Annotated in this window: 19 protein-coding genes; 8 read left to right on the top strand and 11 right to left on the bottom strand. The window is 61.0% G+C overall.

Going from position 1 to position 18,283, the window contains the following annotated elements; translation table 11 throughout:
* Positions 1–6: 6 nt before the first annotated feature.
* The 5 genes from JAO73_RS09310 to JAO73_RS09290 form a co-directional block, all read right to left on the bottom strand.
* Positions 7–669, bottom strand: a complete 663-nt coding sequence (locus tag JAO73_RS09310) for a metal-dependent transcriptional regulator (protein ID WP_198976794.1) — start codon at positions 667–669, stop codon at positions 7–9.
* Between the two features lie 23 nt (positions 670–692).
* On the bottom strand, positions 693–1,703 hold the full coding sequence (locus tag JAO73_RS09305) for a 3-oxoacyl-ACP synthase III family protein (RefSeq protein ID WP_198976793.1): 1,011 nt from the start codon (positions 1,701–1,703) through the stop codon (positions 693–695).
* 120 nt (positions 1,704–1,823) lie between these two features.
* A complete protein-coding gene (locus tag JAO73_RS09300; RefSeq protein WP_198976792.1) occupies positions 1,824–3,011 on the bottom strand; it encodes a glycosyltransferase in 1,188 nt (395 codons plus the stop codon).
* A 175-nt stretch (positions 3,012–3,186) separates the two neighbouring features.
* Positions 3,187–4,068 carry a DUF4249 domain-containing protein gene (locus JAO73_RS09295; protein ID WP_198976791.1) on the bottom strand — a complete coding sequence of 294 codons (882 nt, stop codon included), beginning with the start codon at positions 4,066–4,068 and terminating at the stop codon, positions 3,187–3,189.
* 36 nt (positions 4,069–4,104) lie between these two features.
* Positions 4,105–6,468 carry a TonB-dependent receptor gene (locus JAO73_RS09290; RefSeq protein ID WP_198976790.1) on the bottom strand — a complete coding sequence of 788 codons (2,364 nt, stop codon included), beginning with the start codon at positions 6,466–6,468 and terminating at the stop codon, positions 4,105–4,107.
* Positions 6,469–6,838: 370 nt separating this feature from the next.
* On the opposite strand from JAO73_RS09290, the gene JAO73_RS09285 reads away from it, so the two are divergent.
* Both JAO73_RS09285 and JAO73_RS09280 read left to right on the top strand, forming a co-directional pair.
* Positions 6,839–7,663, top strand: coding sequence for a 2,3,4,5-tetrahydropyridine-2,6-dicarboxylate N-succinyltransferase (locus JAO73_RS09285; protein WP_198976789.1), 825 nt, complete (start codon positions 6,839–6,841; stop codon positions 7,661–7,663).
* Between the two features lie 30 nt (positions 7,664–7,693).
* Complete coding sequence (locus tag JAO73_RS09280; RefSeq protein WP_198976788.1) at positions 7,694–8,218, top strand: hypothetical protein; 525 nt, start codon at positions 7,694–7,696, stop codon at positions 8,216–8,218.
* Between the two features lie 38 nt (positions 8,219–8,256).
* Here JAO73_RS09280 and msrA read toward each other — a convergent pair whose 3' ends face one another.
* Both msrA and JAO73_RS09270 read right to left on the bottom strand, forming a co-directional pair.
* Positions 8,257–8,793, bottom strand: a complete 537-nt coding sequence (gene msrA / locus JAO73_RS09275; RefSeq protein ID WP_198976787.1) for a peptide-methionine (S)-S-oxide reductase MsrA — start codon at positions 8,791–8,793, stop codon at positions 8,257–8,259.
* Positions 8,794–9,042: 249 nt separating this feature from the next.
* Entirely contained in the window at positions 9,043–9,930 is an 888-nt protein-coding gene (locus JAO73_RS09270; protein ID WP_198976786.1) for a 3-hydroxybutyryl-CoA dehydrogenase, read from the bottom strand.
* Between the two features lie 196 nt (positions 9,931–10,126).
* Between JAO73_RS09270 and JAO73_RS09265 the strand changes: the two genes are divergently transcribed.
* Positions 10,127–10,285 (top strand): lmo0937 family membrane protein, encoded by a 159-nt coding sequence (locus tag JAO73_RS09265; RefSeq protein WP_190922452.1) that lies wholly within the window; start codon positions 10,127–10,129, stop codon positions 10,283–10,285.
* An 89-nt stretch (positions 10,286–10,374) separates the two neighbouring features.
* Here JAO73_RS09265 and JAO73_RS09260 read toward each other — a convergent pair whose 3' ends face one another.
* Both JAO73_RS09260 and JAO73_RS09255 read right to left on the bottom strand, forming a co-directional pair.
* Complete coding sequence (locus tag JAO73_RS09260; RefSeq protein ID WP_190922453.1) at positions 10,375–11,163, bottom strand: hypothetical protein; 789 nt, start codon at positions 11,161–11,163, stop codon at positions 10,375–10,377.
* A gap of 97 nt (positions 11,164–11,260) precedes the next feature.
* The gene (locus JAO73_RS09255; protein ID WP_190922454.1) at positions 11,261–12,892 is read right to left on the bottom strand and encodes an ABC-F family ATP-binding cassette domain-containing protein; all 1,632 of its coding nucleotides are present in this window, start codon (positions 12,890–12,892) and stop codon (positions 11,261–11,263) included.
* Between the two features lie 270 nt (positions 12,893–13,162).
* Between JAO73_RS09255 and JAO73_RS09250 the strand changes: the two genes are divergently transcribed.
* Both JAO73_RS09250 and JAO73_RS09245 read left to right on the top strand, forming a co-directional pair.
* Positions 13,163–13,633 (top strand): DUF4199 domain-containing protein, encoded by a 471-nt coding sequence (locus JAO73_RS09250; RefSeq protein ID WP_198976785.1) that lies wholly within the window; start codon positions 13,163–13,165, stop codon positions 13,631–13,633.
* A gap of 248 nt (positions 13,634–13,881) precedes the next feature.
* Positions 13,882–14,217, top strand: a complete 336-nt coding sequence (locus JAO73_RS09245; RefSeq protein ID WP_198976784.1) for a hypothetical protein — start codon at positions 13,882–13,884, stop codon at positions 14,215–14,217.
* Between the two features lie 66 nt (positions 14,218–14,283).
* On the opposite strand, the gene JAO73_RS09240 is transcribed toward JAO73_RS09245, so the two are convergent.
* On the bottom strand, positions 14,284–14,661 hold the full coding sequence (locus JAO73_RS09240) for a hypothetical protein (protein WP_198976783.1): 378 nt from the start codon (positions 14,659–14,661) through the stop codon (positions 14,284–14,286).
* A gap of 270 nt (positions 14,662–14,931) precedes the next feature.
* Here JAO73_RS09240 and JAO73_RS09235 point away from each other — a divergent pair, with 270 nt between their 5' ends.
* Both JAO73_RS09235 and JAO73_RS09230 read left to right on the top strand, forming a co-directional pair.
* Positions 14,932–15,618 carry a murein L,D-transpeptidase catalytic domain family protein gene (locus JAO73_RS09235; protein WP_198976782.1) on the top strand — a complete coding sequence of 229 codons (687 nt, stop codon included), beginning with the start codon at positions 14,932–14,934 and terminating at the stop codon, positions 15,616–15,618.
* A 125-nt stretch (positions 15,619–15,743) separates the two neighbouring features.
* Positions 15,744–16,556: a M48 family metalloprotease gene (locus JAO73_RS09230; protein WP_198976781.1), complete on the top strand. Its 813-nt coding sequence runs from the start codon at positions 15,744–15,746 to the stop codon at positions 16,554–16,556.
* A 176-nt stretch (positions 16,557–16,732) separates the two neighbouring features.
* On the opposite strand, the gene JAO73_RS09225 is transcribed toward JAO73_RS09230, so the two are convergent.
* Positions 16,733–17,416 (bottom strand): LON peptidase substrate-binding domain-containing protein, encoded by a 684-nt coding sequence (locus JAO73_RS09225; RefSeq protein ID WP_317191215.1) that lies wholly within the window; start codon positions 17,414–17,416, stop codon positions 16,733–16,735.
* A gap of 102 nt (positions 17,417–17,518) precedes the next feature.
* Here JAO73_RS09225 and mtgA point away from each other — a divergent pair, with 102 nt between their 5' ends.
* Complete coding sequence (gene mtgA, locus JAO73_RS09220) at positions 17,519–18,283, top strand: monofunctional biosynthetic peptidoglycan transglycosylase (protein WP_198976780.1); 765 nt, start codon at positions 17,519–17,521, stop codon at positions 18,281–18,283.

The raw sequence follows: 18,283 nt of genomic DNA, 5'->3' as shown, positions 1-18,283 counted from the left end.
TTTTGGTTACGCCGTTACAAACAAATTACGGCTGACTTCGGCTGAAATAAGCGCCGTTCGTTCGCGGTTGATGCGGATTTCAAAGGAGTTATCAAACGCCACCTTATCCAGCACTTCAACCAGCGCGCCGAGCTGCAGACCCACCTTGTCGAGGTATTGCAGGAACGGCGCGGAGGTGTTTTTGACAGCGGCCAGCGTGCCGCGCTCGCTGGCCGCGAGGTCGGCCAGCAAGCGGTGGGCGGGGCGGCGCATGGCCCCGTCTTCGGCCGGGATGGGGTCGCCGTGCGGGTCGAGGGCGGGGTGGCCCAGGAAGGCATCGAGGCGGCGCATGAGCAGCGGCGACTGCACGTGCTCCAGCTCTTCGGCCACTTCGTGCACCTCGTCCCAATTAAAACCGAGCTGCTGCACCAGAAACACTTCCCACAACCGGTGCTTGCGGATGGTGAGCAGGGCCAGCCGCTGGCCCTCGGCCGTGAGCTGCACGCCGCGGTATTTCTCGTAGTTCAGCAGGCCCTTGTCGGCCAGGCGGCGCAGCATGTCGGTCACCGAGGCGGCGCGGGTGGCCAGCGCGGCCGCAATGCGGTTGGTGCTGACACCCGTGGTGTCGGGTTCAGACTCGGCCAGCTTGAAAATGGCTTTAAGGTAATTTTCCTCGGTGTGGCTAGGCATGAACTAAGCTTGCAGCTTGTTAACTACCATTTAATCAGCGCCGAGGCCCAGGTGAAGCCGCTGCCGAAAGCAGCGAGGCACACGAGGTCGCCGCGCTTGATTTTGCCTTCCTGCACGGCTTCGCTCAGGGCGATGGGCACGGAGGCGGCGGTGGTGTTGCCGTAGCGCTGGATGTTGCTGAACACTTTGTCGTCGGTCAGGCCCATTTTCTGCTGCACGTACTGCGTGATGCGCAGGTTGGCCTGGTGCGGGATGAGCATGTTGACGTCCTGCGGCTGGTAGCCGTTCTGGTCCAGCGCCTCTTTGATGACCTGCGGGAAACGCACCACGGCGTGCTTGAACACGTTTTGGCCGTTCATGTAGGGGTAGAGGTCGGCTTGGTTGTCGAGAATGTACTGCACGCGGTTGTCGCGGTTTGAGCCGGGCTCTTTCACGATGAGCTCCTCGGCAAACTCGCCTTGTGAGTGCAGGTGCGTGCTCAGGATGCCCTGGCCTTCGGTGGTGCTGGGGCGCACCACCACGGCGCCGGCGCCATCGCCGAAAATCACCGAGACGCCCCGGCCTTCGGGCGACTTATCGAGGCCCGAGGAGTGGATTTCGGAGCCCACCACCAGCACGGTGTCGTACATGCCGGTGCGCACAAACTGGTCGGCCACCGACAGGGCATATACGAAGCCCGAGCACTGGTTGCGCACGTCGAGCGCGGGGCAATTGTTGGTGATGCCCAGCTCGCGCTGCAGCAGCACGCCTGAGCCCGGAAAGAAATAGTCGGGCGAGAGCGTGGCAAATACTATCATCTGCACGTCGTTGGCGTCCACGCCGGCCATTTCCAGGGCTTTGCGGGCGGCTTTCGCGCCCATGTTGGCGGTGGTATCGGTGCCTTCTTCAAACCAGCGGCGCTCCTGAATGCCGGTCCGCTCCTGAATCCAGGCGTCGGAGGTGTTCATCATGGTTTCCAGCTCGGCGTTTTTCACGACACGGCTCGGAACGTAGTGGCCGACTCCGGCGATGTAAGAATGACGTAGCGTTGCCATAAGAAGGGTAAGTGGGGGTGGGAATACTGCGGAGAAGCGCGAAAGAGACAAGAACCTGACCAACAACCACGCTGCTCGGTGGCTGCCCGGTTGACGCAAAATGGGCGCAAAGGTGGCAGGTTAAACGAGAGAATCCAGCAAAAGCCACAATTTTTTCCCTTCCCCGGCCCACAGCGCTTCGGCCGGAATCCCGTTGGGGTAAAAATTGGCGGCTTTCAGGCGAGCCACCAGCGCGGCCGCGTCGGTGGGTTGGGAGAAGTCGACGGGCAGGCCTGCGCCGTGCTTCTGCAACACTTCCAGCCACAGCGGATTGGGCGTAGAGAGAACGGGCAGGCCGTGGGCCAGGTATTCAAACAGCTTGGTGGGGCGGCAGCGTTCCGTGCTGGGGTGGGGCCGGTAGGGCAGCAGGCCAAGGTGGCTCCGGCCGATTTCGGCCACAATTTCGGCGTGGGACACCGGCAGCCGCCCGCCTCTGAGCGTAAGCCAGTCCGCATTGGCCATCACCTTGCCCTGCAGTTGCCGCAGCAACGCCGGCTGCTGGCAAAAACCGATGATGGTGAGCTGCGCCCCGCCGGGCCAGGCCTGCCGCAACTCCTGGGTGAGGGCAATGGCTTCCCACACGCCGTTGAGCTCGGAAATGGTGCCAGAATAGAGCAGGCGCAGCGGCTCGCCGGGCGGAGGCAACGGCAGGGGCTGCCGGCGCAACGCTTCGCCGGGCTGGGGCTGGTATTTGTTTTCGAGCACTTGCACGCGGCCCGGCGGCAGCTCCGCCAGAAACGGCAGCTCCACCGCGTAGCTTTCTTCGGCCAGGATGACGCCCGCCGCCCGGCGAGCAGCCAAGCCTTCTACCCAGCGCAGCCCGGCGGCCAGCCAGCGGCGGGTGAGGCCCTGGTACACGTGCTGGGTGCTCACGTTCAGCGCGTAGTTTTCGCGGATGTCATAGAGGAATTTGCGGCCCGTGCCCAGCGCCTGCCAGAGCAGCGTGAGCGGCAGCAGCTCCGGCGCGTGCACAATGACCAGGTCCGGCTTCAGCACCCGCAGCAGGCGCCAGTAATGGCCCTGCGCCCGCAGCCGGGCCATGCTGAGGCGCGAGCCCCAGAAGATGCCGTGCGCCGCTAGGCGAGGAAAGTAGTTTTGCACCCAGTGATGCTCCAGGCCATCGAAGCTGCTGCGTCCGGCCACGAAAACCTGGGAAGTGGGCCGTTCCAACAGCGTGTGCGCAAATTTGCCCAACATACGCGTGTCGTCTACCGGTTTCAGCACGGAGGCCAGCAACACCACGAAGGAAGACGGAAAAGAAGCGGACACGGCCCAAAGATGCTGGTTTTGCCAGGAGCATACAAACAGCCATGCGTAGCGCTGAAACCAAGGCGCCGCGTTTTAAGGGCCGGTCAATTCGGTTGAAGCTGCCCGGGTCGTTGATGGCATCCAATGCGCGGTTGGCAGCTGGATGACATTCTACTGGCTTGGCTCAACAAAATCCCTATTTGAGCACCACCGTGCGCTGGTCGCTCACGAGCACCGTGAACACACCCAGACCGCCCTGCACGGTGCTGCGAATGCGGGCCGGCTGCGCAAACGGGTTGCCGTTGGCCGAGATGGCCCCGCGCACGCTCTGCTGGAAGTTGTAGTAGTCGGGCTCCATGTGGAAGAGCGTGGCCGTCATGGTGTCGCCGGGCGTGAAGCGGTAGGTGGTGGGGAAGGTGTACGACTGGCCGTCGAACACCTGGTCGCTCACCAGGTAGTCGCCTTCCGAGTCGTTGAGGTCGCGCTGGTTGGTGAGCAGCAGGCGGTAGTAGTCGGCGGTGCCGGCCGGGTCGGTGAAGCGCGTGACAAAGTTGAAGCGCCGGTCGGGGCCGCTCACGCCGTTGGAGGCGTAGCGCACCGTGTCGATGGGCACGAACGTGGGCACGCCGGTGCTGCCCGTCACGTGGTGGCCGCGCGTGTCGCGCACATCCAGCCCGAAACGCTGCCCCGGCTGCATGGCCAGCGGCGCCGTGCCAATGTGCGTGAACACCTTGCGCGTCAGCGGGTCGATGCCCGGCGCGAACTGCAGTGGCACCGACTGCCCGCCCGGCAGCGTGAGCCGCACCGTCACATCGACCGGCACCTGAATGGTGATGCCGTTGATGCCCAGCCCCAGCGTGGGCACGGCAGCCGTGGGCAGCGTAATGACGGGCTGCCCGGTGCCGTCGGCCTTCGAGGGCAGGTAGGTGCCCGACTCCACCACCGTGAGGCGCGGCACCTCGCCGGCCCGCAGGTAACACTCCACCACCAGCTCGGGCGTGTAGGCGGGCAGCACCACGTCCACCTCGTTTTCGAGGTTGCAGCCCGCGGCCGTCAGCAGCAGGCCCCCGAGGCTCATTTGGATAAATAAACGCTTGCTAAACATCGCCACGGCTTAAAATTTAAAATTGTAGGTGACCGACGGGATGATGGGAAACAGCGACACCTGCTGCGCCGTGAAGCCGTCGATGAGGTCGGTGTTGGGGTTGCGCGAGATTTCGAAGTACACGAAGTAGGCGTTGCGCCGGTCGTAGGCGTTGTAGATGCTGAAGGTGAGGTCGCGCTCGGTGCCGAAGCGCACGGGGCGCAGCTTCCACACCACGCCCAGGTCGAGGCGGTGGTAAGGGATGAGGCGGTAGGTGTTGCGGTCGGGGTACACGGGCACGGCCAGGATGTCGCCGCCCGGCACGTTTTGCAGCGGGAAGCGGCCGGCCGGCAGCGTGGTGGGCGCGCTGCTCGTGTACACGAAGCTGGCCGTGAGGCTGAGCCGGGTGCTGAGCTGGTGCAGCAGCACCACGTTCAGGTTGTGGCGGCGGTCGTAGCTGGGGTAGTAGTCGCGGCCGTCGTTGATGCCCGGCGTGCCCCGCTGGGGCCCAAACCGGCGCCAGCTCCAGGCCAGGGTGTAGCCTATCCAGCCGGTGGTTTTGCCCTTTTGCTTTTCCAGGTAAATCTCGTTGCCGTAGCTCCAGCCCTTGCCGAACAGGAATTCCTGGTCGAGGTTGGGATTGGCAAAAATCTGGGCCCCGTCGCGGAAATCCACCTGGTTCTGCGCCCACTTGTAATACACCTCGTCCGTGAGCAGAAACTTGCCGCCAAACAGCAGCCAACTGAAGCCCGTGCTCACCTGCTGCGAGCGTTGGGGCTTCACGCTCAGCCGCGAAGGGTACCAGATGTCCGTCGGCAGCGAGGCGCCCGTATTGCTGGCCAGGTGGGCGTACTGGTACATCAGGGCATAGTTGGCTTTCAGCGAGAGCTTGTTGCTGAGGGCGTAACGCGCGGCCAGGCGCGGCTCCAGCCCGCCGTATACCTGCCCCGCGTCGCTGCCGAAGCCGCTCAGCCGCAGCCCCAGCTCGGCCTGCAGCTTGTCGCTCACCTTCCAGTTGTCGCTGGCGTAGAGGCCGCCCTCCAGCGCGGGGTAGCTGATGTTGTCGTCCACGTTGAGCGAGTTGTCGGCCGTTTCGACCTGCAGCCGGCCCACCCCGAACGTGTGGTGCGTGAAGCTGCCCCCAAAGCGCACCTTGTGGGCCGGGTTCAGGTCGTAGTCGAAATCGACACGGGCGTTGTAGTCCCGAATGGTCGAGGTCAGCCCGAACGAGGCTACGTCGACCTGGCTGCCCAACGAGTAGCGGTAGCTGGTCAGGCCCACTTGCGTGTTGGCCGTGAGGCGGGGCGAAAACGTGTGCTGCCAGCGCAGCGTGCCCACGGTATTGCCCCACGCAAAGTCGGCCTGCAGGTTGCCAAATGAGTTGAAACCAAATACGTCGCGCCCCAGGTAGCCGGTGGCAAACACCTGGTCTTTCTCGCCCAGCGTGTAGTTGGCCTTGGCGTTGAAGTCCTGGAAGTAATAGTCCGGAATGGGCCGGTAGCCCTCCGTGCCGGCGTTGGCCCGGTTGATGGCGCGGGTGAACACGTCGAAGTAGGTGCGCCGCGCGCTCACGATGAACGAGCCCTTGGCGGGCTGGCCGTCGGCGTGCTTACCCAGCGGCCCCTCCAGGCTCAGGCGCGAGGCGATGAGGCCGATGCCGCCGGTCACGGTGAATTTCTCGCGGCTGCCCTCGCGCAGCTTCACGTCAATCACCGACGAGAGCCGCCCGCCAAACTGCGCCGGGAAGCCCGATTTATAGAGGTCCACACTCTGCACCGCATCGGAATTGAACACCGAAAACAGCCCGAACAAGTGGTTGGGGTTGTAGATAAGCGCGTTGTCGAGCAGCACCAGGTTCTGGTCCGAGGAGCCACCGCGCACGAACAGGCCGCTGCTGCCCTCGCCGCCGCTCTGCACGCCGGGCTTAAGCTGCAGGGTTTTGAGAATGTCCACCTCGCCAAACAGCGCCGGCAGCAGCTTGGCCTCGCGGATGCTGAGGCGCTCCACGCCCATTTGCGTGGTCACGAGCTTTTCCTCCAAGGTTTGCTGGCCTTGCACCACCACTTCGGTCAGCTCGTTGGCATTGGGCGCCAGCGTGAGGTCGCGCTGCTGGCTGCGGCTTAGGTTCACGCGGAAGGTTTGGGGCAGGTAGCCCACGAAGGACACCAGTACTTCCTGCGGCCCGGCCGGCACGTCGAGGCGGTAGCGGCCGTTTTCGTCGGTGGCCGTGCCCAGGCCCAGGGCCGCCACGGCCACGGTGGCGCCCGGCAGGGCCGTGCCGTCGGTGCCGCGCACCTGCCCGCTGAGCACGTGCCGCGCCTGCGCCCAAGCGAGCTGTGGCGCCAGTAGGCCAATGGCTAATACAGTGGCCGCCCGGTAGCTGGTGCGTGTCATTGTTGGCATATTTCTCCTGGCCTCCTGGGTTTCGTTGTTGGTTTCCGTTGGCCGGCCTTTGTGCGCCCGCCGCCATCTTCACCGCCCGCGTTTGCAGGGGCATCTTGCGTCTTCATGCATTCTTCATGTTGCTAAACGCGCAACCAGCCTGAATGTTGAACGGTGCATCGAAACGAGTTGGGGCGGGGCTTGCCCCCGGCCGGGCGTTGAACAGCATCACGGGTTTAGGGCCATAGTCCGGACGGGGGCAGCCTCTTAACACAACCCACCGTGCCCAAAGCAGCGTCAATCCCGCCGGTAGCCAGCCGGAATGCTAGTTTTGCAGCTTCTAAAGTGGCCACTGCCTCATCCGGCCCATCCATCTCCTCCAATGTCCGACATCCAGAAATTCATCGAAGCCGCCTGGGCCGACCGCGCCCTGCTCCAAACCCCCGAAACCAAAGCCGCCATCGAGTACGTCATCGAAGAGCTCGATAAAGGCCGCCTGCGCGTGGCCGAGCCGCCCCAGGACCGCGCCAACGAGTGGCAGGTAAACGACTGGGTGAAAAAGGCCGTGATTCTGTATTTCCCCATCCGCCAGATGAGCACCCAGGAAGTGGGTCCATTTGAGTACCACGACAAAATGGCCCTCAAAACCGACTACGCCGGCCAGCAGGTGCGCGTGGTGCCGCCCGCCGTGGCCCGCTACGGCGCCTACCTGGCCCCCGGTGTCATCCTCATGCCCAGCTACACCAACATCGGCGCCTACGTGGGCGAGGGCACCATGGTGGACACCTGGGCCACCGTGGGCAGCTGCGCCCAGATTGGCAAAGGCGTGCACCTGAGCGGCGGCGTGGGCATCGGCGGCGTGCTGGAGCCCGTGCAGGCGGCCCCCGTCATCATCGAAGACGGCGCCTTCATCGGCTCGCGCAGCATTTTGGTGGAAGGCTGCCGCATCGGCACCGAGGCCGTGATTGGCGCGGGCGTCACCATCACCGGCAGTACCAAAATCATCGACGTGACCGGTGCCGAGCCCAAGGAATACAAAGGCTACGTGCCGCCGCGCTCGGTGGTCATTCCCGGCTCCATTGCCAAGCAGTTCCCGGCCGGCGAATACCAAGTTCCCTGCGCCTTGATTATTGGCCAGCGCAAGCCGAGCACGGACTTGAAAACGAGCCTGAACGACGCCCTTCGGGACTTTGGGGTGAGCGTGTAGAAACCTTTCTCATTATACAGATAAAGGGAGATGTCCACCGAAACCACCGCAATAACTCGTCAGTCAGGTTTGGCCAGCGGTTGCGCTGGCTGCTGGGTGTATATGGGGTTTGCGGGCGTGGTTATTGTTTTCATAATAGCAATCATATGGGCTGCACCGGATACCCCACCTCCGCTTTTGAATGACTTTGGCCATTATGGAATAATGGTATCTGAGAGACAGCGTACTTACCTTGAATTAAGCCCTATAGAATATTGCGAAGGATGTACTCCGCAAGCCGGCCAAGTTATGTATTTATACTATACGCAACTCGGTGGGTGGTTTCAATCTTCCAAACGGGTATTATTGTACAGCCAGGAAGAATATAATGATTCTGATATGATACAGTTTGCTAGATTAAACAACACTCCTTCTTCTCCAATTAAGGTTTGGATACCTGCTAACGCTAAGGGCAAGGGAAAAGGCCATTTCATATTTACTCCTCCTGCCACCTTCCATCAAGCACAATCGATGAAGCCTATTATACACCTAGATGATAATGAAAAAGCCCGCTAACCAGCGGGCTTTTTCATTATCGAAGCAAAGTGAATTAATTACACTCCAGCCTTCAGCTTTTCGCCAAACAGCGCCTTCACTTTCTCCACCTTGGGGCGGGCCACAAACTGGCAGTAGGGTTCGTGGCCGTGCAGGTTGAAGTAGTTCTGGTGGTAATCCTCAGCGGGATAGAAGGTGGGAGCGGGCAGAATTTCCGTCACCACGGGGTTGGGGAAGGCCTGGTTGTCGTTGAGCTTCTTTTTATACTCCTCGGCCAGCTGCTTTTGCTCCTCGTTGTGGTAGTAGATGCCGGAGCGGTACTGCGTGCCCACGTCGTTGCCCTGGCGGTTGAGGGTGGTGGGGTCGTGGGTTTTCCAGAAGATTTCAAGCAACTCCTTATAGCTGATAACGCTGGGGTCGAAAGTGATATCGATGACCTCATTGTGGCCCGTGAGGCCGCTGCACACTTCTTTATACGTCGGGTTAGCAATGCGGCCGCCGGTGTAGCCCGATACCACTTTCTCGACCCCTTTCAGGTTTTGAAAAACGGCCTCGACGCACCAGAAGCAGCCGGCGCCAAATGTTGCATGTTGCATGGGGAGGAATTTATGTCGTTGGTGTTGGTAACAACGCGGTAGACGCGGCCCAGGTTATTTCCTTACAGCCTGAGGCCTGTCATTGCGAACGCAGCGCAGCAATCCGTCCAGCATTCAGCGACCAAACCCAACGTGTGACAAAGCCCCGGCACCGATGCGGCACAGGGGCTTTGTCGCTTAATAAAGAGTCTGGTTCTTGACAGGACGAGTTGCCACGGCTTGCGGCCTCGCAATGACCGCGGCGCGGGCCTACTTCCGGAACCGCTCGGCCACCACCAGTTCTTTCGAGCCCGCCGTGTACTGATAAAAGCCCTCGCCCGACTTCACGCCCAGGCGGCCGGCCATCACCATGTTTACCAGCAGGGGGCAGGGGGCGTATTTGGGATTGCCCAGCCCCTCGTGCAGCACCCGCAAAATGGCCAGGCACACGTCCAAACCAATAAAATCGGCCAGCTGTAGGGGGCCCATGGGGTGCGCCATGCCCAACTTCATCACCGTGTCGATTTCTTCCACGCCGGCCACGCCTTCAAACAGCGTGATGATGGCCTCGTTTATCATCGGCATCAGAATGCGGTTGGCCACGAAGCCGGGGTAGTCGTTTACCTCGGTGGGCGTTTTGCCCAGCTGGCGCGACAGGTCCATTACGCGCGCCGTCACGGCGTCGGAGGTAGCATAGCCGCGAATCACCTCCACCAATTTCATCACCGGCACGGGGTTCATGAAGTGCATGCCAATCACCTGCTGCGGGCGCTTGGTAACGGCGGCAATTTTGGTGATGGAAATCGACGACGTGTTCGAGGCCAGGATGGCTTCGGCAGGCGCGTGCTGGTCAAGGTCGCGGAAAATTTGCAGCTTGAGGTCTACGTTTTCGGTGGCAGCTTCCACCACGAGCTCGGCGGTTGCCACGCCCTCGGCCAGCGAGGTGTAGGTGCGCAGGCGGCCCAGGGTAGCGGTTTTGTCGTCGTCGCTCAGGGTGGCCTTGGCCACTTGGCGGTCGAGGTTTTTGGTGATGGTGCCAAGGGCCCGGTCGAGGGCTGGCTGGCTGATGTCGATGAGCGAAACAGCAAAGCCGTGCTGCGCAAATACGTGGGCAATGCCATTGCCCATGGTGCCAGAGCCAATAACGGCGACGTTCATAAGAAGCGGAAAAAAGTGGGTGGGAGTGCTAAAACCGGGCAAATGCCCGATGGTTGCAAAGCTACGCTGCCGTTAGCAACTGCCATTTTTGTTTGCATCCAGCTAAATATTTTTTCAATTATTATATCTTTTTCAAAACACCCCCGTACAAGGCCACATAGTTGTTTCTTTCACCTCCTTCACACACTCTCTAGCCATGGGCAACCTCCTGTATATCATCGCCGTCATCCTCATCATCATCTGGGCTATTAGCTACTTTGGTGGCTACTACACCGGCGGCATCATCCACACGTTGCTGGTCATTGCGATTATCGCCGTACTGCTGCGTGTCATCAGCGGAAGAAGCGCAGTCTAACGCTCCCCGTTGGGTTAAACTTAAAAACACAAAAAAGCCGTGCTGACCCAGCACGGCTTTTTTGTGTTTGGTGCCCACCAAACTGGCAATTATTTGCCGATGTTGAAAAGCAAGCTGAAACGCACCACCAGGCCGGGGTAGAGCGAATAAATGCTGTTGTCGAAATTGTAGAGGCCCACAATGTCGAACGCGGCCTTATCGCCAATTTGGGAGCGGTAGCCCACGCCGGCCAGGGGCGTGCTCACGGTTTTGTTAATCTTCGACAAAAAGCCCTGGCCGTCTTCGCCCAGCAGTTGCGCGTTGGTTACTTCGTACTCGGCGTGCAAGAAGAATTCTCTGTACACGATGAACTGGGCAAATGCCTTCACGCCCACGCTGCTGGTCGAAATGCTGGATGCCCCCGCCGCGGTAATGGCGTAGCCGTCGGGCACGGAGTAGCTGCTGTAGGCATACGAAATGCCCGGACCCACCGCCAGGCGGTTGTTGAGGCGGAAACCCAACGCCGGGGCCGCGCTGATGTTGAATTGCGAGAGCTGGTTGTAAGACGAAAAGCCCAAGCCGAAATTGGTGTAAATGAACTTGCGCGTCGGGGGCTCGTCTTCGGCGCCGCCGGCCTTGGTGGCCTTGCGGTTGGGGAAGTCGAGGCCCGAGGGCGCGTCGGGCGAGGGCTGCGGCGCGGGGTAGGTGCTGGCGGGCTCCGGGGCAGGAGCGGGCTGGGCCGTGGGCGCCGGGGCCGGCTCTGCGGGCCGGGGCTGGGTGGCCGGCGGGCCGGGAGGCGCCGAGTTCAGCACGGGCTTGTCCTGGGCTTGGGCGCGGTGGGCGGGCAGCAGGCCGGCAACCCCGGCAAGCAACAGCAACGGAAGCAGATGGCGTTTCATGCTCAAAGGAACGAAAAATGAGGAATAAAAAGTGAGGAATTACGGCCTGGGAATTCGTCATTCCTCATTTTTCATTCCTCAGAACAACCCGTCGGTGCTAGGCCAGCTGGTACATCTTCTGGCGCTGGGCTTTCAGCGTTTCGTCGGCCAGGTACTCTTCGTAGTTCATGCGGCGGTCGATGATGCCGTCCGGCGTCAACTCAATGATGCGGTTGGCCACGGTGTCGATGAACTGCAAGTCGTGCGAGGCGAAGATGAGCGAGCCGGTGAAATCCTTCAGGCCGTTGTTCAGGGCCTGAATGCTTTCCAAATCCAAATGGTTCGTGGGGTCGTCGAGCACCAGCACGTTGCCGCTTTCCAGCATCATTTTCGAGAGCATGCAGCGCACTTTTTCGCCCCCGCTCAGCACGTTGGGTTTCTTCTGGCTTTCCTCGCCCGAGAACAGCATGCGGCCCAGCCAGCCGCGCACAAAGCTCTCGTCTTTCTCCACCGAGTACTGACGCAGCCAGTCCACCAGGTTCATGTTGTCGGCCTGGAAGAAAGCACTGTTTTCCTTGGGGAAGTAGCTGGGCGTGATGGTGGTGCCCCACTTATATTCGCCTTTGTCGGGCTTGGCCTCGCCAAAGATGATGTCGAACAGGAGGGAAGCGGCGCGGTCGTCGCGGCCCACAATGGCCACTTTATCGCCCTTATCAAGCGTGAACGACACATTCTTAAGCACCGATTGCCCATCCACCGTTTTGCTCACGCCTTCCACGGTCAGGAGCTGGTTGCCGGCTTCGCGCTCGGGCTTGAAGGCGATGTAAGGGTATCGGCGCGACGACGGCTTGATTTCTTCCAGGGTCAGCTTTTGCAGCAGCTTCTGGCGGCTGGTGGCCTGCTTCGATTTCGAAGCGTTGGCCGAGAAGCGGCGCACAAACTCTTCGAGCTCCTTGCGCTTGTCTTCGGTTTTCTTGTTCACGTCCTGGCGCTGGCGCAGGGCCAGCTGGCTGCTCTCGTACCAAAACGAGTAGTTGCCGGGGTACATCGTGATTTTCGAGAAGTCGAGGTCGGCCATGTAATTACACACGGCGTCGAGGAAGTGGCGGTCGTGGCTCACCACAATCACCGTGTTTTCGAAGTTGTCGAGGAAGTTTTCGAGCCAGAGCACGCTCTCGGCGTCGAGGTTGTTGGTCGGTTCGTCGAGCAGCAGCACGTCGGGGTTGCCAAACAGGGCCTGGGCGAGCAGCACCCGCACTTTTTCGCTGGCGCCGAGGTCGGCCATCAGGCTGTAGTGCTTGTCTTCGGTGATGCCCAGGCCGGAAAGCAATTCGGCGGCCTGGTAGTCGGCGTCCCAGCCGTTCATGTCGGCAAACTCGCCTTCGAGCACGCCGAGGCGCTCGCCGTCGGCGTCGGTGGCCGTGCCGGCGTCGTACTTGGCGTAGAGGGCGTCCTTTTCCTTCATCACCTCGGCCAAGCGCTGGTGGCCCTGAATCACGGTTTGCAGCACCACCTGGTCGTCGTAGGCAAACTGGTTCTGCTTCAGCACGGCGAGGCGCTGCCCGGCGGGCATTTCCACCGAGCCGGTGTTGGGCTCAATCTCGCCCGAAAGAATTTTCAGAAACGTCGACTTGCCCGCGCCGTTGGCCCCGATGAGGCCGTACACGTTGCCCGGCAGAAATTTGACGGTGACATCTTCAAACAGCACGCGCTTCCCGTAGCGCAGGCTCACATTGGTGGTGGAAATCATTCAGTCAGAAAATAGTAGCTCACAAAATCGGCGGCGCAACGCGCAGCGGGCCTCAAAATTACGCAACAGGACGCGGGCCCGATTCGGAAGCCCGCAAGTAGTTGGCGGCCTCCGTGAAAATAACTCCCCAGCCAAGCAATTAGTGCCCTCGCGCTGCCTTAGCTGCCGGGGGCGCTAGCCCAGGCAAAACCTCTTGGGCACCGAGCTAGTATAAAATACAGCGAACCGGCGCAACCGGCGTTTTTTCACCCTTAAAAGTACCTACCGGCCATGGCTGACAACCAATTGACTTCCGAATCTAATGGCCTGCGCATGGGCATTCTCACGGCTGTGGTGCTGGTGGCCTACACCGGCATTGCTGCGCTGGCAGGCTTCCTCGACAAAATTGAAGCGGGCACGCTCGACATCATTATTCTCGCCGCCGGCGTGGTGATGGCCATCAAGCGCCTCAAGCGCAGCTGCGGCAACCGTCTTTCTTATTTCCAGGGCTTCAGCACCGGCATCATCACGGCCTTGGTGGCATCGGTGATACTGGGGGCGTTTTTCTGGCTGCTGGGCGGCATCAGCCAAGCAGCCATTGAGCGCATTCATGCCCGCGACCTGTTTGGGGCTGACCTCGGCGTGCTCATCGGCGGACTCGGTATTATTCTGCTAGGTACCATGACGGGCGTTATTACGTCGCTGGTCGCCATGCAGTATTACAAAAGTCCTGACCATCAGCCGATAGCAAGCTTGGATTAAGGCTGGTATTTTTCGAATATCAATACGAAAAGGGTCTCTTATGAGACCCTTTTTTTTGTACAATTCCAATGGCTCTAAAAAGCACTTATAATAAAAGTTAGATAAAACAGAAACTAAACATTATCTTTCGGACGTTGTCGGAAAAGCCTACCCTTTTTCAGGTCAAATGATTGTTTGTTATGTCTAAGCCCTTCCTTTTTGCTCTGGCCTTTTTGCTCGCCTGCTCGACGTTTTCGGCACATGCGCAAATGGCCGACCGTTTGAGCGAACACCCGTCATTCGGCAAAGCCGTGACCAAGGATGCCGAGGCCATCACCCGCGAGATGGCCAACCGCCTGCGCCTCAACGAAGGCCAGGTGCTGCGTCTGCTCCCCATCAACCGCACCAAACTGGTTGGCCTCAACAGCATCAACCGCGAGTATAAAAACGACGAGGCCACCCGCGCCGCCAAGGCGGCCGAGCTTGAAGCCCAATACGAGCAGGAGTGCAGCCGTATCCTCACGCCCTCGCAGCTGAGCCAGCTGCAGCAAAGCAACAGCCAGCCCACCCAAGCGCCCGCAAACTCGGGTAATGGCCTGGGATAATCGGCTTACTAACGTCTCATAAAAAAAGCCCTCAGCACTCGCTGAGGGCTTTTTTTATGACCTGCGTTACGGCGTGGGGGGCGAAAGCGGGTCGGCGAGGACTTCGGTGACGGTGCCCAGGGGGCCAAAGCGTAGGCTGAGGCAGGGCGCGCCCGAGCGCTCGTGGCGCGCTTCGCATTGGGTACCGGGCTCCAGGTAGTAGTAATACACTTTCTCGGTGCCGGCCCGCAGTTCCTCTTCATCGGGCTGGCCCAGCAGGGCGGTTACGTCGTTGGCGCGGGCTTCGTAGAGCTGCTCCTTTTGGCGCAGCAGCACCGGCACGGCGGCGCGCCGCTGGTTGCGACAAGCATAAGGGTCAGCGCGCCAGGCAGCGCCGTCGAAGCCGGGCAGTTCCAGCAGGGCGTGGCCGCACCCGACAAGCCCCAGCGCACCCAAACTCAACAAAATTGCACCACGTCGATATACTCCCGCCCACATAAATTTTAACATTACCAGGAATAGCGACGTAAATGTTGCATTCAAATCAGAACACAGCCCAAACTAAGCACTAAATTTGGCACGAATGTGTAGTAGGCTTCCGGTAAAGTAATTGAACAATCAATAGGTTTCGTGTCGATGCGTTTTCGTGCAGTCATTTTTGGTTTATTGGCGGGGGCCCTGTTGCCGGCCTTTGGAGGTGAAGCGCAAACGGTGCCAGCCGCAGCCCTGTCCAGGTTGCCTGCTCCCGCACAACGCGCCTACTACCAAACCGCATTTGAGCAGCAAACGGCGCAGCTGTACGCCAAGCTGGGCCTGAGCAGCTCGGGTCTGCCGCTCACGGTGTTTCGCGAAGGGCTGGTGGGCTATTACAACCTGCGGCCCGCGGGCAAACGCGCCAGTGCCCCGCCGGTGCTCACCCTCATCGATTTCAGCCGGCCCAGCCAGCAAAAGCGCCTGTGGGTTATCGACGTGGAGAAAGCCAAGGTGCTGTTTCATACGCTGGTGGCACACGGCAAAGCCAGCGGCGCCGATGTGCCGCTGGCGTTTTCGGACCGCAACGGCTCCGAGATGAGCAGCCTCGGTTTCTACCGCACGGCTCCCACCACCTACACGGGGAAGCACGGACTGTCGCTGAAAATCAAGGGGCTGGACCCCGGCTTCAACACCAATGCCGAAAGCCGGGCGGTGGTGGTGCACGGTGCCGAATACGTGTGCGAAGACTTTGTGAAAACGCACGGCCGCCTGGGCCGCAGCCAGGGCTGCCCGGCCCTGCCCGTGGCCGAAACGGCCGCCATTGTGAAGACCATCAAGGGTGGGAGCGTGCTGTACCTGCACGGCCCGGCCCGCGCCGGCTACCGCTCGCGCTGGCTCAACCTCGACACGGCCGTGGCGGCTTTTGCGGGCATTCATAAGGTGGGCTAAGGCCCCCAGCCGCAGCGGCAGAATAACCAGAACGAAAAGGGTGCGTTAAAAGCGCATCGGGCCTAGCCCGATGCCGGCTGCCTGTGGCCGGACTCCACTTTTACCCACTCCTTTTCTTCACATCCATGCGACTCAATCTCCGCTTTATCATTGCCATCATCGTGGCGGCGGTTTCCCTTTTTGGCTACTACTTCAATACTTCGAAAAACGAGGTGACCGGCGAAACTCAGCACGTGAACATGAGCGCCGAGCAGGAAATCGCCCTGGGCCTGCAGGCCGCGCCCGAAATGGCTGCACAGTACGGCGGCGAAAGCCCCGACGCTCGGGCCACGGCCGCCGTGCAGCAGGTGGGCCAGAAAATCATTGCCAGCACCAAGGCCGGGCAGACCCCCTACAAATTCCAGTTTCACTTGCTGGCCGACGACCAGACCATTAATGCGTTTGCGCTGCCCGGCGGGCAGGTGTTCATCACCCAAGGGCTGCTGAAAAACCTGACTTCGGAAGCGCAGCTGGCCGGCGTGCTGGCCCACGAAATCGGTCACGTAGTAGGCCGGCACTCGGCGGCCCAGGTGGCCAAGTCGAACCTGACCCAGGGCCTGGCCGGCGCGGCTACTATTGCCTCCTACGACCCCAATAGCCCCGGCAGCTCGGTGGCCAAAGCCGCCGTGGCCGCGGCCATTGCCAAGGTCATCAGCCTGCGCTTTGGACGCAACGACGAGTTGGAGGCCGACAAGCTGGCCGTAGATTTTACGCCCCAGGCCGGCTACGACCCCCGCGCCATGATTCAGGTGATGAAAATGCTGGAACAGCAGGGCGGCCGCAGCTCCACGCCGGAATTTCTCAGCACCCACCCCGACCCGGGCAACCGCATCGGGGAGCTGCAAAAGGAAATTGCGGCGGAGTTTCCGCAGGGCGTGCCGGCTGGGCTGAAGGAGTAGTCTGGACCACGGATTCGTGCGGATTTTTCGGATTTCGCGGATTTTGTGGACGGCACATATGCCGGCAACCAATAAGTAAAAAGGCCGCTCATTGAGCGGCCTTTTTGTTGCATTCTATGCCGAGATAATCGTCTGCAAAATCCGCGAAATCCGAAAAACCCGCACGAATCCGTGGTTCAGAAATTAGGCGGCGTCAGGTTTTTGAAATGGCCGTTGAGGCGCACCCGCTCTTTCAGACGCTCGGTTTCGAGCACAATGGGGAGGATGGTGTCGAGGTGTTCGCGCACCATTTCCTGGCGTTCCAGCTCGCTGGTGGTGGCCAGCAGCTGGTATTCCTGCTCGGTGCTGAAGCCAATGTGGTGAGCCACGTCGAAGATGCTGTAGTCGGGGGCGAGCTCCAGTAGCAGCTTGCGCAGGCCCAGGGCCTCGTAAAGCTGGCGCACCTGCACCGTGATGATGTCGCGCAGCACGGGGTCGGCCTCGTTGTCCTGCACCACGTCCTCTACGAGGCCGCCGGCGTAGAGCTTGCCCGGCGCCTGGCGGTAAAACTTGTTGATGCGGAACACGCCTTCGGCTTTGGTGCGGATGTCCAGCTCGCCGCTGGAATAGGTCTGTTCCACGCTCACGAGGCGCATTTCAGTGCCCAGCTCGCTGAGCGAATTGTCGAGGTAGGGCGGAATGCCGAAGGTGGTGTTTTGCTCGATGCACTCGCGCACCAGCTGGCGGTAGCGGGGCTCGAAGATGTGCAGGTTGAGTTTCTCACCCGGAAAAACCACCAGATTGAGCGGGAAAAGCGGCAGCAGGCGGGCCATGAGCGAAGGACGGGTAAGAAGAAACGTGAGCAGTAGCGTAACAGCCAATGCCCGGGGTTGGGTTTGGCCCGCCCGCCGGTGCACGGCGCGGATTGCCCGAAAGGTAGGCGGCAAAGCCGAAACCACGATTGGGACGCTACTTTTGCGCCGATGTCGTCAGAAGCGTTGATTCCCGATTTGTCGTTGTTGTTGAAGAAAGCCGGGCGCCTGCTGCTGCAGGTAGTGGCCGCGCTGTTTCTGGCCTCGGTGGCCTGGGTGCTGATGTACCGCTGGGTGGCCCCGCCCGCCACCTGGCTCATGCTCGACCGCCGGGCGCACGCCCCCGTGGGGCTGGGCTACTACGGCATTCAGCCCGAGCCGCGCCACATCAACTACCAGTTTCGCACCCTCGACGAAGTGGCCCCGGCCGTGCCGCTGGCCCTGGTGGCGGCCGAAGACCAGCGCTTTCTCCTGCACCACGGCTTCGATTTCGACGCGCTGACCAAGGCCGCCAAGCGCAACTGGAACGGCGACGGCACCCACATTGTGGGCGGCAGCACCATCTCGCAACAGGTGGCCAAAAACGTGTTTTTGTGGCACGGACGCAGCTACGTGCGCAAGGCGGCCGAGGCCTATTTCACGGTGCTGATTGAGTTTTTGTGGAACAAGCGGCGCATCATGGAAATGTACCTGAGCGTGGCCGAGATGGGCGACTGCACCTTTGGGGTGGAGGCCGCCAGCCAGCGCTACTTTGGCAAGTCGGCCAGCCGCGTGACGCCCGCCGAAGCTGCCCTGCTGGCCGGCGTGCTGCCCAACCCGCTGCGCTTCCGGGCGTCGAACCCGGGGCCGGTGGCCCGCGCCAAGCAGCAGCGCGTGATGCGCAACATGCGCCGCCTGGGCGGCGTCACCTACGTCAACACCCTTCTCACCAAATAG

It is taken from the genome of Hymenobacter miniatus, from assembly GCF_016427455.1.
Classification (GTDB): domain Bacteria; phylum Bacteroidota; class Bacteroidia; order Cytophagales; family Hymenobacteraceae; genus Hymenobacter; species Hymenobacter armeniacus.
This window is presented reverse-complemented; position numbering and strand designations above follow the sequence as displayed.